The sequence below is a fragment of the Neorhizobium sp. P1_A6 genome, from assembly GCF_056406795.1.
Genome location: NZ_JBFTZM010000005.1, coordinates 356,923 through 370,548 on the forward strand (window position 1 = coordinate 356,923; position 13,626 = coordinate 370,548).

12 protein-coding genes are annotated in these 13,626 nt (G+C 61.3%); 4 read left to right on the top strand and 8 right to left on the bottom strand.

Annotation, left to right across the window (positions count from 1 at the left end):
• The first annotated feature begins 20 nt into the window (after nucleotides 1–20).
• The 3 genes from AC1D3C_RS13455 to AC1D3C_RS13465 all read left to right on the top strand — a co-directional run bounded on the left by AC1D3C_RS13455 (nucleotide 21) and on the right by AC1D3C_RS13465 (nucleotide 2,277).
• Nucleotides 21–374: a DUF6867 family protein gene (locus AC1D3C_RS13455; protein ID WP_038544595.1), complete on the top strand. Its 354-nt coding sequence runs from the start codon at nucleotides 21–23 to the stop codon at nucleotides 372–374.
• Between the two features lie 139 nt (nucleotides 375–513).
• On the top strand, nucleotides 514–1,638 hold the full coding sequence (locus tag AC1D3C_RS13460) for a branched-chain amino acid ABC transporter substrate-binding protein (RefSeq protein ID WP_247137235.1): 1,125 nt from the start codon (nucleotides 514–516) through the stop codon (nucleotides 1,636–1,638).
• A 345-nt stretch (nucleotides 1,639–1,983) separates the two neighbouring features.
• Entirely contained in the window at nucleotides 1,984–2,277 is a 294-nt protein-coding gene (locus AC1D3C_RS13465; protein WP_477483225.1) for a hypothetical protein, read from the top strand.
• A 76-nt stretch (nucleotides 2,278–2,353) separates the two neighbouring features.
• Here the strand turns inward: AC1D3C_RS13465 and AC1D3C_RS13470 are convergent, their stop codons facing one another.
• The 5 genes from AC1D3C_RS13470 to AC1D3C_RS13490 form a co-directional block, all read right to left on the bottom strand.
• Nucleotides 2,354–3,289 (bottom strand): response regulator transcription factor, encoded by a 936-nt coding sequence (locus AC1D3C_RS13470; protein WP_038544590.1) that lies wholly within the window; start codon nucleotides 3,287–3,289, stop codon nucleotides 2,354–2,356.
• Nucleotides 3,282–6,668, bottom strand: coding sequence for a hybrid sensor histidine kinase/response regulator (locus AC1D3C_RS13475; protein ID WP_477483226.1), 3,387 nt, complete (start codon nucleotides 6,666–6,668; stop codon nucleotides 3,282–3,284). Before AC1D3C_RS13475 ends, AC1D3C_RS13470 begins: the two co-directional genes overlap by 8 nt.
• Nucleotides 6,669–6,789: 121 nt before the next feature.
• On the bottom strand, nucleotides 6,790–7,521 hold the full coding sequence (locus AC1D3C_RS13480; RefSeq protein WP_477483227.1) for an SDR family oxidoreductase: 732 nt from the start codon (nucleotides 7,519–7,521) through the stop codon (nucleotides 6,790–6,792).
• Between the two features lie 158 nt (nucleotides 7,522–7,679).
• Nucleotides 7,680–8,276, bottom strand: coding sequence for a LysE family translocator (locus tag AC1D3C_RS13485; RefSeq protein ID WP_477483228.1), 597 nt, complete (start codon nucleotides 8,274–8,276; stop codon nucleotides 7,680–7,682).
• A gap of 87 nt (nucleotides 8,277–8,363) precedes the next feature.
• Nucleotides 8,364–8,807 carry a DUF488 domain-containing protein gene (locus tag AC1D3C_RS13490; RefSeq protein ID WP_477483229.1) on the bottom strand — a complete coding sequence of 148 codons (444 nt, stop codon included), beginning with the start codon at nucleotides 8,805–8,807 and terminating at the stop codon, nucleotides 8,364–8,366.
• A 113-nt stretch (nucleotides 8,808–8,920) separates the two neighbouring features.
• On the opposite strand from AC1D3C_RS13490, the gene AC1D3C_RS13495 reads away from it, so the two are divergent.
• Complete coding sequence (locus tag AC1D3C_RS13495; protein WP_477483230.1) at nucleotides 8,921–9,883, top strand: GlxA family transcriptional regulator; 963 nt, start codon at nucleotides 8,921–8,923, stop codon at nucleotides 9,881–9,883.
• Between the two features lies 1 nt (nucleotide 9,884).
• Here the strand turns inward: AC1D3C_RS13495 and AC1D3C_RS13500 are convergent, their stop codons facing one another.
• From AC1D3C_RS13500 to AC1D3C_RS13510, 3 genes are all read right to left on the bottom strand, one after another.
• A complete protein-coding gene (locus tag AC1D3C_RS13500; protein WP_477483231.1) occupies nucleotides 9,885–11,546 on the bottom strand; it encodes an alpha-amylase family protein in 1,662 nt (553 codons plus the stop codon).
• A 90-nt stretch (nucleotides 11,547–11,636) separates the two neighbouring features.
• Nucleotides 11,637–11,945, bottom strand: a complete 309-nt coding sequence (locus AC1D3C_RS13505; RefSeq protein ID WP_477483232.1) for a putative quinol monooxygenase — start codon at nucleotides 11,943–11,945, stop codon at nucleotides 11,637–11,639.
• A 126-nt stretch (nucleotides 11,946–12,071) separates the two neighbouring features.
• Nucleotides 12,072–13,379, bottom strand: a complete 1,308-nt coding sequence (locus AC1D3C_RS13510) for a flagellin N-terminal helical domain-containing protein (protein ID WP_038544575.1) — start codon at nucleotides 13,377–13,379, stop codon at nucleotides 12,072–12,074.
• Between the last annotated feature and the right edge of the window lie 247 nt (nucleotides 13,380–13,626).

A 13,626-nucleotide genomic window follows, 5' to 3' on the forward strand; every position in this document is an offset into this window, starting at 1 on the left:
GACGACCGGAGGAATTTAGGATGCAGGGACTGTTTTTCGAAAGCGACAGCGGCGTGCGTTACCTCTTGCGTTTCCTCGTGCTGATGATCGGTTTCTGGACTGCCTGGCGGTCGGGCAAGGCCGCCGCCGAGGGCTGGAACGGCTATCCGACGGTGGTGGTCTATACGCTGCTACTCGGCGTGGCGATGCGTTTTCTGCACTATGCGCTGTTCCAGGGGCCGTTCATCAGCCCGTTCTACTACGTCCTCGACGTGATCGTCCTGCTCGTCTTTTCGGGCGCCGGATTCCGCATTCGCCGGACACGCCAGATGGTGCAGAATTACTATTGGCTCTACGAGCCGACTTCGGCTTTCTCCTTCAAGAAGAAAGATTGACAGCCGCACTTTTCTGTCCTCAGATTAGCTCGGGTTGAAATCATAAGTAACCTAGAGTGGAACATTTCCGGCGCAGTGATGGTGGGTATTGCGTCCGGTCTCGAAAAATCAGCTCACCTAAAAAATTGGGAGTAACTCGATGAAGAAGTCTCTTCTTTCCGCGGTTGCGCTGACGGCCATGGTCGCCTTCAGCGGTAGCGCATGGGCCGACATCGTTATTGGCGTCGGCGGTCCGCTCACGGGTCCGAACGCCGCCTTCGGTGCGCAGCTCCAGAAGGGTGCCGAACAGGCAGCAGCCGACATCAATGCCGCCGGCGGCATCAACGGCGAAAAGATCAAGATCGTCCTCGGCGACGACGTATCGGACCCCAAGCAGGGCATCTCGGTTGCCAACAAGTTTGCATCCGACGGCGTCAAGTACGTGGTTGGCCACTTCAACTCCGGCGTGTCCATTCCGGCTTCCAAGGAAGTCTATGCCGAAAACGGCATGCTGGAAATCACCCCGGCTGCGACCAACCCGGTCTTCACCGAGCGTGGCCTGTGGAACGTCTTCCGTACCTGCGGTCGTGACGACCAGCAGGGCGGTGTTGCCGGCGCTTACCTCGCCGACAAGTTCAAGGGCGCGAAGATCGCCATCATCGATGACAAGACGCCTTACGGTCAGGGCCTTGCCGAAGAGACCAAGAAGGCAATGAACGCCAAGGGCCTCAAGGAAGTCATCCGCGAAGGCGTCAACGTCGGCGACAAGGACTTCTCGGCTCTCATCTCCAAGATGAAGGAAGCTGGCGTCACGATCATCTACTGGGGCGGTCTCCACACCGAAGCCGGCCTGATCATCCGCCAGGCCAAGGACCAGGGCCTCAAGGCCACGCTCGTTTCGGGTGACGGTATCGTCTCCAACGAACTGGCTTCGATCGCTGGCGACGCCGTCGCAGGCACGCTCAACACCTTCGGCCCCGATCCGACGCTGAACCCGGCCAACAAGGACCTGGTTGCCAAGTTCAAGGCAGCCGGCTTCAACCCGGAAGCCTACACGCTGTATTCCTACGCAGCCGTGCAGGTCATCGCTGCCGGCATCAAGGCAACCGGCAAGGCCGACGACGCCGAAGCCGTTGCCAAGACGCTGCATGCAAAGGGTCCGTTCAAGACCGTTCTCGGCGACATTGCCTTCGACGCAAAGGGCGACCCGAAGATTCCGGGCTATATCATGTACGAATGGAAGAAGGGTCCGGACGGCAAGTACAGCTACTTCCCGCAGGGCTGAGCCGTTATCGGCAACCGTATCTTAGAAGGGAGCCCGGTCAAAAGCCGGGCTTCTTTGCGTTTGGGAGCACTTATAGGCGGCACGCCGGAGTCTCACTAAACTGGCAGCTGAATTCCGGACTTGGAAATCTCCACTATCTGGCATATCAAGGGTCAGGGCCTGTTAAATTCAGCCGAACCCGAAGGACGAGACGGGTTTCGCGCCAAGACTGCGTCGGGAAGATTTGAAAATGTGCGAGCATTTCCTGCATTTTCCCTCCTAACCGGGTACGAAATCCGTCACTTGGATTGGATGAATTCAACAGGTCCTAAGCCTGGATAATCCAATTTGAGGAGAGGTGATGTTATGGATCTGAGTGCCGTTATTGCCCAGGTCATTGGCGGTGCCGTCGGCGGGGCCGCGGGTGGGAAAATCCTGAAGGATGCCGATCTCGGTCAGATCGGAAATATCATAGCCGGCGCGGTCGGTGGAGTTGGCGGTGGTTCAATCCTTGGCTCGCTTCTTGGAGCCGGCGGCGCAGCGGCTGGAGGCGTCGATTTTGCGGCGCTCGCTGGTCAGCTGGTCGGGGGCGGTATTTCCGGGCTTGTTGTTCAGATCGTCGTTGGTCTGGTCATCAACAAGTTTTTCAAAAAAGCCTGACTGCAGCGAAGCGTCTGTCGTCGCCACGCAGAGAAGCTTGTTCGCCGCTCGAAACGGTTCGCCGGATCGTTGTCGGCTACGCTGACCGTTCCTCGCCATGCAGCACGTGCGCGGCCTTAACGGCGGCCGATGCGCGGTTTTCGACGCCGAGCTTCACATAGATCTGTTCCAGATGCTTGTTCACCGTGCGTGCCGAGAGGCCGAGGATGTCGCCGATGTCGCGGTTCGATTTGCCCTTGGCGATCCACAGCAGCACTTCGGATTCGCGCTGGGTCACCGGGAAATGCTGGCGCAACACTTCGTCGTCGGGGCGTTTGTTGGCGGCCGTCAGGCGGAAAAGATGTTCGTCGGCGCCGATCGCGCCGAGGAAGGAGAACTGTAGGCTCGCCTGGCCGTTCTGGACGAGGGCGAAGGCGACGTCGCGGGCAAAACCGGGCTTGTCACGCTCGGCCATCCAGGTGGAAATCCGGCGGGAAACGATGTCGAGCCCATCGTCGCTGTTGGTGGCCGCGTTGATCAGCCGTGTCGCCTGGGGGGTCGACCAGTGGATGGCGCCACTCGCCTTGACCGCCAGCAGGTGGCGGCCCGCGGCGTCGAGCGCCACACGGGCGCTCTGGGCCGAACGGGCATTGGAAAGGTGCACCCGGATGCGGGCGCGCAGTTCGTCGATGTTGATCGGTTTGGTCAGATAGTCGACGCCGCCGGAATCGAGCGCGTTGACCACATGTTCGGTCTCGGTGAGGCCGGTCATGAAGATGACCGGTACTTGCGCAACGGCGCCATTGGTCTTCAGCTTGCGGCAGGTCTCGAAACCGTCCATGCCGGGCATCACCGCGTCGAGCAGGATGAGGTCCGGGGTGATGCGCTCGACGATGTTGAGCGCCGACTGGCCGGCGGTGGCGATCAGCACCGAAAAGCCGGATTTTTCGAGGGCCTCGGTGAGGAAGCCCAGCGTTTCGGGGCTGTCGTCCACGAGAAGGACGATATCGCGCGGCAGAGCAGTTTCAGCCATCACTCGTCCTTTCTGCCTCAAGGCGGCTCAGGAATTTCATATAACCGGCGAGGTCGAAGGCCTGCACGTAGGCGCCGAGTTCTTCCGTGAAGGGGCGGTGTTCCTCCTCCCGGGCGAGATCGGCGAGTTTCGCTTCGATACCGCGGACGTAGCCGATTTCGCCGAGCCGCAAAAGGTCCTGGACGTGGTTCGTCCCCGGACTTTTGATCGGCTTTTTCGGGCCAACGACCGCCGGGATAACCGTTTCGTTCTCGTAGATCCAGACGAGGCCGAGATGGGCGGCGAGCTTGTCGGCAAGCCTGCGGATGTCGACCGGCTTGGCAATCGCGTCGTTATGGCCTTCGTCGCCGGAATGGGTGGCGACGCCGTCGCCGATATTGGCCGAGAGCATGACGATCGGCGCCACCTGGCCGTTCTCGCGCAGCTTGGCCACGAGCTGCCAGCCGCTCATGCCGGGCATGGAGATGTCGACCAGAAACAGGTCCGGCGTTACGCCCTCGATCAGGGTCAGGCAGTCCGGCCCGCTATTGGCGGTCAGCACAACGAAATCCATCGGTACCAGCACTTCGCGCATCAGGTCGCGGTGGTCTTCGTTGTCGTCGACGAGGACGATGGTGCGGCGCGGGCCGGTATAGGAGACGATCTTCTTTTCCGCCGCCGGTGTCGTGTTGGGCCGCTCGATGGCGGACAGCATCAGTCGCACCTTGAAGATCGAGCCTTCGCCCCTGGTGCTGGCGACCGCGATCTCGCCGCCGAGCGTATTGGTCAGCAACTGGGTGATGGTGAGGCCGAGACCGAGGCCGGGCATCGGCCTGATGCTTTCCGCCTCGCCGCGCTGGAAGGGTTCGTAGATGCGGCCGAGATCCTTTTCGGCGATGCCCCGGCCGGTATCGGAGACGGTGAAGGTAGCGACCTGGCTGCGATAGGCGATGTCGAATTTCACCGTGCCTTCGTCGGTAAACTTGATCGCGTTCGAGAGAAGATTGACGAGGATCTGGCGCAGCCGCTTCTCGTCGGTGCGGACATATTGCGGCAGGGCGCGGGCGCGCTCGTGCTCGAAGGCTAGGCCCTTGGCCTGTGCCTGCAGGCCGAACATCTCGACGATCTGGTCGAGAAAATCCTGGATGTTGATCTCGTTGGAATAGACCTGCAGCCGGCCCGCCTCGATCTTGGAAATGTCGAGCAGCCCGTCGATCAGGCCCGACAGATGGTCGGCGGAGCGCTTGATGACCTTGATTGCCGACTGGCGCGGGGCGGGGATGGTCTCGTCGCGCTCGAGGATCTGGGCGTAACCGAGCACGGCGTTGAGCGGTGTGCGCAGCTCGTGGGAAAGGCCGACGACGTAACGGCTCTTGGCGCGATTGGCGGCCTCGGCGGTTTCCTTGGCGTCTTGAAGTGCCGCGTCGGTCTTCTTGTGGGCGGCGATTTCCTTGAGGAGCAGCGTGTTCTGGCGGGAAGATTCCTCTTCCGCCACCACCCGGCTGTCATGGGCGAGCACATAGAACCAGGAAACGATGCCGGCGATGATCGCGAAGACGAAAAAGACGATCAGCACCGTGCCATAGATGACCTCGGCGTTGACGGGGGTTGCATGGCTGACCTGGTAGGCGATCATGCCGAGGATCGCGCCGATCATCGAGATCGAAAATACCGCCGTGGTGGCATAACGCCCGAGGCGCGTCGTCAGCCGGGTGATGACGCTTTCCGGCAGGAAGGAGCGAGCGACCGCGCCAACCTGGGTGTTCAGCCGCGCATGCGGCTTGCACATGTCGTGACAGCGGCTATCGAGCGAGCAGCAGAGCGAGCAGATCGGCGCGGCATAGGCGGGGCACCACGCCATGTCCTCGTGCTCGAACGGGTGTTCGCAGATGGAACAGGTGATCGAGCCGACCGTCTTCCAGCTCTGGCGCGGTTTTCGGGCGAGGTAAAATTTGCCCTTGGTCGCAAAGGCGAGCGCCGGCGACAGCAGGAAGGCAATCAGCGTCACATAGGTGGCTAGCGAGGTCATCAACGGGCCGAACAGGCCGAAATGGGCGGCGAGCGCTATCGCCGCCGAACCGAACATCGAGCCTAAGCCCACCGGGTTGATGTCGTAGAGATGGGCGCGCTTGAACTCGATACCTTCGGGCGACAGGCCGAGCGGCTTGTTGATGATGAGATCGGCCGAGATGGTGCAGAGCCAGGCCATGGCGATGATCGAGAAGATGCCGAGCGTCGCTTCGAGCAGCCGGTAGATGCCGAGCTCCATCAAAAGCAGCGCGATCACCACGTTGAACACCAGCCAGACGACACGGCCTGGATGGCTGTGGGTGAGGCGCGAGAAGAAGTTCGACCAGGCGAGCGAGCCCGCATAGGCGTTCATCACGTTGATCTTCAACTGCGAGACGACCACGAAGGCTGCCATCAGCAGCAGCGCGGCCGTATCGTTGGGGATCATGTAGCCGAAGGCGGCGAAATACATATGCGCCGGGTCTGCCGCCTCGCGGATCGGCACGGCGGTCGAGAGCGTCAGGACAGCGAGGAACGAGCCCGCCAGCAGCTTGGGCACGCCGACCACCACCCAGCCGGGGCCGGCGAGGAAGACGGCGAACCGGTGGCGCCATTTCTGCAGCCCCTCCGGCGGCAGGAAACGCAGGAAGTCGACCTGCTCGCCGATCTGCGGCATCAGCGCCAGGATGACGGCCGAGGCTGCGCCGAACTCGACCAGATTGAAAGGGGCCGGGCCGCCGATCTGGGCGTTCGAATGGCCGATGCCGGCAAAGGCACGCCAGAGATCGAACTTCTGCCAGTCCATGAAGGCGATGAACACGAAGGGCAGGATGTTCAGCACGATCCAGAACGGCTGGGTGATCAGCTGGAAGCGAGAGATGAGCTGCACGCCGTAGATGACCAGCGGGATGACCACCACGGCGCTGATGATGTAGCCGATCCAGGGCGGAATGCCGAAGGCGAGATCTAGCGCGCCGGTCATGATCGACGCCTCGATCGCAAACAGCATGAACGTGAAGCTCGCATAGATCAGCGAGGTGATGGTCGAGCCGATATAACCGAAGCTTGCGCCACGGGTCAGAAGGTCGATATCGACGCCGTGGCGGATCGCGTAACGGCTGATCGGCCAGCCGATCGCCAGCATTGCGACGGCAGCCGCGATGATCGCGAAAATTGCGTTGGTGGTGCCGTAGGAGAGGGTAATCGTGCCGCCGATCGCCTCCAGCGCCAGGAAGGAGATGGCACCGATGGCGGTCTGGGAAATGCGGCTGGAGGAAAACCGGCGGGCGCTCTTGGCGGTGAAACGGAGGGCGTAGTCCTCCAGCGTCTGGTTGGCGACCCAACGATTGTATTCACGCCGAACGGGAATGATGCGTTGCCGCGCTGCCATGCCTAATTTCTAGCACCTTTTGAGGGAAGACCGTCAATTGTGCACTTTCGGCTGTGACGCGGCGTTTTGCAAGCAAAGTATGATGCGGTGCGGTAAATCCCCACCGCATCCTGGAACCTGGTTACAGGGTGCGGGTCGGGCGCACGACGATCTCGTTGGTATCCACGTCTTCCGGCTGGTCGATGACATGCAGGATGGCGCGGCCGATCGCATCGGGCGTGAGGGCGACGCTGCGATAGGTCTTCATCGCATCCGCCGCGACCGGGTCGGTGATCGTGCCGGCAAGCTCGGATTCCACCACGCCGGGATAGACGCAGGTGACGCGGATCTTGTCGTTCTCCTGGCGCAGCCCGTCGGAGATGGCCCGCACCGCGTATTTGGTGGCGCAATAGACCGCCGCGGTCGGCACCACGCCGAGGCCGCCTATCGACGAAATGTTGATGATCTGGCCGTACCCTTGGCCGTTCATGATCGGCAGAACCGAGGCGATGCCGTAGAGCACGCCGCGGATGTTCACGTCGATCATCCGATCCCATTCCTCGACCTTCAGCGATGACATCAGCGACAGCGGCATCAGGCCGGCATTGTTGATGATGACGTCGATGCGGCCGAATTCGGCCAGCGCGAATTCGGCGAAGGCCTGAAAGTCCTGCCGATCGGTGACGTCGAGCCGGCGGATGCGGACGGTGCCGCCGGCAGCGGCGATCTCTTCGGCCAATGCTTCCAGCCGGTCGGTGCGGCGGGCTCCGAGAACGATCTTAGCGCCGGCGGCGGCGAGAATGCGCGCCGTGCCTTCGCCGATGCCGCTGCTGGCGCCGCTGATAAGAACCACCTTTTCAGTGATTTGAGTCATGTTGCTGATCCTCTGTGGCAGGCAGCGGCGGGATGCCGCTGCGGGCATGGGATCTATGGAACGGATGCGCAGGAAAGCGGTATCAAGGTTCTCCGCAGTTCTTGCACGATCGTCCGAGCCTGCGTTTGACGGGAAAGTGAGAGCCTTTCCGGTCGCCGCTATTTCAAGAGCGGCCAGAGCGTTGCGACCAGCAGCAGCGCCATGACGATGTTGAACCATTTAAGCCGGGCCGGATCGGACAGGAACTGCCGAAGCGCTACGCCGAAGCCGGCCCAGACGGCGACGCTCGGCAGGTTGATGATGGCGACGACGAGTGTGATCAGCACCACCGAAACGAACGGGTTATCGGCGCTGGCATAGGCGGCCATGGCGGTGAGCGCGGCGACCCAGGCTTTCGGGTTGACCCACTGGAAGGCGGCGGATTCGAGGAAGGTGAGCGGCCTGGCGGCGCTCGCATCACCGCTCGGGACGGAGCGGGACATGGCGATCCGCCAGGCAAGGTAGAGCAGGTAGGCGCCGCCGGCGATCTTCAATGCCAATGCGAGCGGCGGATAGGCCGTCAGCAGGGCGCCGAGGCCGAAGCCGACCGCCAGGAGCACCGATGAAAGGCCGATCGTAATGCCGAGGATCTGCGGCACGGTGCGCCGGAAGCCGAAATTGGTGCCCGAGGCAAGCAGCATGAAATTGCTCGGCCCCGGCGAGACCGAGCCGACAAGCGAAAAAAGGGCGATTGCAAGGATGGTTTCATAGGCCATGGCAAAGGGTCTCCCACGCGGGGAGGCTGCTCCCGGCGGCGTTAGGGCGTCTGGTTGTTCAGTCGAGATTCTGGAGGTGGTTGTATTCTAGAGATGGCGGATGCTGAGCTTGCCGCCCCATTTGCTATTCAGGTAGTCGCAAACGAGCCGGCGATGGCAATGGTGCGGCTTGTCTTCCGAGCAGAGCAGGCAGGAGCCGTCGAACTGCTCGGCCTTAAAGTGATCTTCCACCTTGCGTTCCGCCATCAGCCCCATGAAATCGTTCTGGAAAACATTCCAGTCGCCCTTCTGTTTCTTGAAGGCGGTCATGATCTCCTCGGTCGGCGCCAGCAGCGGTTCGTGCACATAGCCGGCACCGCAGATCGTCTTCAGGAAGAAGGCGAGGTCGTCGGATTTGGCAAAACCGGCAAGCTGCGAGGTGTTGTGGAGGCGAACGTCCAGGACCCGTTTGACGCCGGCCGCCTTGATGCGGCCGAAGAAATCTTCGGCGGTCGTTTTGGTGAAGCCGATCGTGGTGACGTCCATGCTCATGCTTCTCTTCCTATCGCAACGGGCTCGTCAGGCACCTCTTTCAAGCCCGATATTCCGCCACGCCAGCCCGTTTGCCTATTGTCAATATTGACATTTTTGATAGTGTTCTTGCCATGAAGCTGCAGATCCTTGCCCTCGATCCCGTTTTCGATACCGGCCTGTCGACCATGCTCGACGTGTTCACCATGGCAAACGAGCTTGCGGCGATGCTGTCGCTCGATGTGCCGGCCTTCGATGTGTTGGTCGTCGGCGTGCGCAAACAGGTGAAGACGGCGCATGGGCTTGCGGTGCCGATCTCCGGAAGTTTCGATCCGAAGGCCGGCGGCTGGCTGGTCGTGCCGGCGATTGCCTGTAAGATGCCGGACGTGCTGGTGCCCGCTCTCGACCGTCCCGACATCCGCGATGCGGGGGCGGTGTTGCGCGAGGCCAACGCGGCGGGCATGAATATCGCCGCCGCCTGTATCGGCACGTTCGTGCTCGCCGAATCCGGCCTTCTCGACGGGGAGAAATCGACGACCAGTTGGTGGCTCGCGCCGCTCTTCCGCCAGCGCTATCCCTCCGTGCAGTTGGAGGACGGTCAGATGCTGGTGAAATCCGGCTCTCTGGTGACGGCGGGCGCCGCACTTGGTCACATGGATATGGCGCTCTGGCTGGTGCGGCAGGTGAGCCCGGAGCTTGCCGGCCTGGTGGCGCGTTATCTCATCGTCGACAACCGGCCGTCGCAGTCGGCTTACGTGATCACCGACCATCTTTCGCATGCCGATCCCCTGGTGCAGCGTTTCGAGCGCTGGGCACGCGGCCGTCTCGGGGAGGGGTTTTCGCTGGACAACGCGGCCGATGCGGTCGGCGCCAGCAAGCGAACGCTGGCCCGGCGCATGCAGCAGGTGCTCGGCAAGACGCCGCTCTCCTATTTCCAGGATCTGCGTGTCGAGCGTGCGGTGCATCTCCTGAAGACCAGCGACAAGAGCCCCAACGAAATCGCCGGACTCGTCGGTTATGCGGATGGCGTTACGCTGCGGGCATTGTTGCGGCAAAAGACTGGCCGCGGCGTGCGCGAGGTGAGGGCGGGCGGTTAGGCTAGACCTCCCTGCGCCGCAGCAGGTAATCGAGACCGCCGACCCGGAACCAGCGATAGGCATAGGCGTCGAGCAGGAGACGGTGCCGGCCGTTCGCATCCGCCTCGCTGTTACCGCCGTCTGCGATATCGATGAGAAGGTCGCCGTGCTCTCCGATACCGACCACGAAGGTTGCTTCGACCGGCTTCGAATTCAGATTGTGGACTACCAGCACGGAATTGTCGCGCCAGTCGTAGCGGAGTGCCAGCACGCCGGTATCCCCGGTGTTGATGACGGTACAGGCGCCCCAGCCGATCTCCGGGGCTTCCTTGCGCATCCGAATCAGGCGCTCCGTCCAGTTCAACATCGAGTTCGGGTCGCGCCGTTGCTCAGCGACGTTGATGTGCTCAAAACCGAATAGTCCGCCGCTGATGACCGGCAGGACCGGCTTGTCGTTCTTGGTGAAGCCTCCATGCGGCTCGGCCGACCATTGCATCGGCGTGCGGGCGCAGTTGCGCTCCGGCAGCGACAGGTCGTCACCCATGCCGATCTCGTCGCCATAACGCAGGACCGGCGTGCCGGGCAGCGAAAACAGCAGGCTGTAGGCGAGTTCCAGGCGCCTCCGGTCGTTCTCCAGCATCGGCGCCAGCCGCCGTCGGATGCCGCGGTCGTAGAGCTGCATGTTCTTGTCCGGCCCGAATTCTGAAAACACTTTCTGGCGCTGTTTTTCGGTCAGGCGACCAAGATCCAGTTCATCGTGATTGCGCAGGAACATGCCCCACTGTCCCGTTTCAGGCCGATCGCTGGTATTGACGATCGCTTTTGCAAGCGGCCGGGCGTCTCCGGAGGCGAGCGCATAAAACAGGGCCTGGTTGACGTGAAAGTTGAACATCATCTGCATGCGATCGCCGTCATCGCCGAAATACGCGAGGTTCTCCTTCGGCACGACATTGGCTTCGGCAAGGATGATCGAATCTCCGAGCCGCCATTGCAGGAATTCGCGGAAAACCCGGAGCATGTCGAACTGCTCCTTCGGCTTTTTCACCTCGGCACCCTTTTCGGCGATCACGAAGGGCACCGCGTCCATGCGGAAGCCGGAAACACCGAGCTGGATCCAGAACCCCATGATCTTGAGGATTTCCGCCTGCACATGCGGGTTGGAGGTGTTGAGATCCGGCTGAAAATCGTAGAAGCGATGAAAGTAATACTGCTTGGCCTTTTCGTCATAGGTCCAGGTAGTCTTCTGCACGCCCGGGAACACCATGCCCTCGTCGGCGTTCGCCGGCTTCTTGTCGGACCAGACATACCAGTCGCGATAGCGGGAGTCCGGGTTGCTTCGGGCGTCCTGGAACCAGGGATGCTGGTTGGAGGTGTGGTTGACCACGAGATCGATCAGCACCCGGATGCCGCGCTGCCGGGCTCCGTGGGTGAATTCGACGAAATCGCCGAGCGTGCCGTAACGCGGGTCGACATTGTAATAGTCGGAGACGTCGTAACCGTCGTCTCTACCTGGCGAGGTCTGGAATGGCATCAGCCATATGGCGCTGACGCCGAGGCCCGAGAGATAATCGAGCCGCCGCTGCAGCCCCTGGAAATCCCCGATCCCGTCGCCATTGGCATCCATGAAGGTTTCCACGGAAAGGCAGTAGACGATGGCGTTCTTGTACCAGAGGTCGTTGATCACGGGGCAGCTCCTCGGATGGTTGGCGGATCCGGGGAGGCAAGCGCGTGAGGCGCAGAAATGTTCCCACGGGGGAACGGCCTGGCCGAAGATTTACGCGGCGCGGTCTTCCCGCAGCGGATGCCAGACTGAAATGTCGCGCGGGCTGGCGAGCAGGTCCGGCAGGGCCGCGTGCCATTCCTCGCGATAGCGGCGCTTCAACTGGACCTCCAGCACGTCGCCATGATCCTCCCATGTCTCATAGAGCATCATGCGGTTCTCGTTCCCGGGATCGGCGTGCAGCATGGCATTGTGGAACATCGGCTCGCGCCGCATGGCATCGAGCACGCCGTTCAGAAGCGTCAGGAAGCGGTCGCGCTGGCCTGGGAGGATATCGAAACGAATGACATAGGTGACTGCCATGGGGCTGATCCTTTGGCGCTGCAAAGCTGGATCTTGGGATAGATGCCATCCGCCGCCGGGTCGATTACCTCGGAGGTCATATATCGCGTGCGCAATGCGCGCCTGCCGGCAAGGACGACGGTCTCGTTACTGGAAGAGAGACAGGATGTTTCGCGCGTCCGAATTGGCGATGGAAAGCGACTGGGTCGCGAGTTGCTGCTGGACTTGCAGTGCCTTGAGCCTGCTCGACGCCTCGGTCATATTGGCATCGACGAGGCGCCCAATGCCTCTGTCGAGACTGTCGGCGAGACTGTTTCCAAATGCTTCCTGCATCTCGATCCTCGACCTGATCGAGCCAAGGTAAGCACCGGCCGATATGACCTTCTGCTGCATCTCGTCGAGAACCAAGGTGATCGTCGGAAAGTCGATGTCGGGATCGGTGACGTCGATATCGAGAATATCGATACCCTCCGGCGGCAGCGTCCGGGTGTGAACTGGCGGCTGTACCGTGATCAGCTCCGCGGCGAGAGGAATGGTGGCGCGAAAGAAGATATTCGGCGCTCCACCCTGAGCCGCAAACAGGATGTCTGGGGGCGCCTTGTTGAGAAACGTTGCCTGCAGCAGGACTTTCGCCCAATCGGCCGTGCTTTCGATATCTCCGTCGAAGCCGTATCCTATCTGGCCTCCGAGCGCCTGGTCGACGACACTTTTGGTGATGACGAACGTATCGTTGGACGTACCCACTGAGAAGGGGACCGTGACGACGTCGAATTTCGTAATCGTGAAGGGTTGGTCGAATACCGGACCCGGTACGTCGCCATAACCGGATGTCGAAAATCCGAGCAATCCACCGATCGTGCCGAGGCCATAACCCAGATCCGGATCAGGTTCTTTCTGCAAAATTCCGCCGCCGCCATTCTTGAACAGTACGAGTTTCGACAGATCGACGTCGATGGTCTTGACGGAGACGGTTCCGTCCTCGCTGCGATCGAACGACGATACGACAGAAGTCTTGGCGCCTGCTTCGCTGGCCTGGCCCAACATGTCCGACCGCAACCAGTTCTGGCCGGCGAAAGTCGCGGAGTTGGATATCGAGACGATCTGCTGCTTCAGCTGCTCCAGTTCTTCCTGGATCTTGTTCTTGTCTATTCCGTCCTGCTGGGCGGAAACGACCTTGGCCATGAACGCCGCCAGGATATCGGTCGTCGCAGCTATGCCTTCATAGGCCGTATCGACTTTTGCTGCTCCGAGGCCAAGGGCGTCGTGCACGGTCGAGAGGGCACCATTGTCCGACCGCATGGTGGTGGCGATCGACCAGTAAGCGGGATTGTCGGAGGCCTGTTCGATACGCAAGCCGGTCGAGACCTGCCGCTGCGTGCCAAACATCTGGCTGTCAAGGGAGCGAAGCATTTGGAGCGCGGAGGCAGCTCCAGCATTCGTGAGGATGCTACTCATGGGATCTACACCGAAACAACTCCCCCCGCCCTACATGAGCGTTCGGTTATAAAATCCAAATATGGTTAAGATATCAATAAGTACGCTCGATGCTGGCCGCGCCGGTTCTGTTTGGCTGAAGACGCCAGCGGGGTGGGGATTTCTACCCACGGCATCCTTCTTCCCCCTTCTCCCCCACCGGTACGTCATTCGACGTATACGGTTTTGCGATGCAGCAACCGATAGTCGCTTAAGCAACGGTTAAGTT

Bases quoted from the DNA above. Each gene is read 5' to 3' on its own strand.
- AC1D3C_RS13455 (WP_038544595.1), top strand. From the start codon at position 21: ATGCAGGGACTGTTTTTCGAAAGCGACAGCGGCGTGCGTTACCTCTTG.
- AC1D3C_RS13460 (WP_247137235.1), top strand. From the start codon at position 514: ATGAAGAAGTCTCTTCTTTCCGCGGTTGCGCTGACGGCCATGGTCGCC.
- AC1D3C_RS13465 (WP_477483225.1), top strand. From the start codon at position 1,984: ATGGATCTGAGTGCCGTTATTGCCCAGGTCATTGGCGGTGCCGTCGGC.
- AC1D3C_RS13470 (WP_038544590.1), bottom strand. From the start codon at position 3,289: ATGGCTGAAACTGCTCTGCCGCGCGATATCGTCCTTCTCGTGGACGAC.
- AC1D3C_RS13475 (WP_477483226.1), bottom strand. From the start codon at position 6,668: ATGGCAGCGCGGCAACGCATCATTCCCGTTCGGCGTGAATACAATCGT.
- AC1D3C_RS13480 (WP_477483227.1), bottom strand. From the start codon at position 7,521: ATGACTCAAATCACTGAAAAGGTGGTTCTTATCAGCGGCGCCAGCAGC.
- AC1D3C_RS13485 (WP_477483228.1), bottom strand. From the start codon at position 8,276: ATGGCCTATGAAACCATCCTTGCAATCGCCCTTTTTTCGCTTGTCGGC.
- AC1D3C_RS13490 (WP_477483229.1), bottom strand. From the start codon at position 8,807: ATGAGCATGGACGTCACCACGATCGGCTTCACCAAAACGACCGCCGAA.
- AC1D3C_RS13495 (WP_477483230.1), top strand. From the start codon at position 8,921: ATGAAGCTGCAGATCCTTGCCCTCGATCCCGTTTTCGATACCGGCCTG.
- AC1D3C_RS13505 (WP_477483232.1), bottom strand. From the start codon at position 11,945: ATGGCAGTCACCTATGTCATTCGTTTCGATATCCTCCCAGGCCAGCGC.
- AC1D3C_RS13510 (WP_038544575.1), bottom strand. From the start codon at position 13,379: ATGAGTAGCATCCTCACGAATGCTGGAGCTGCCTCCGCGCTCCAAATG.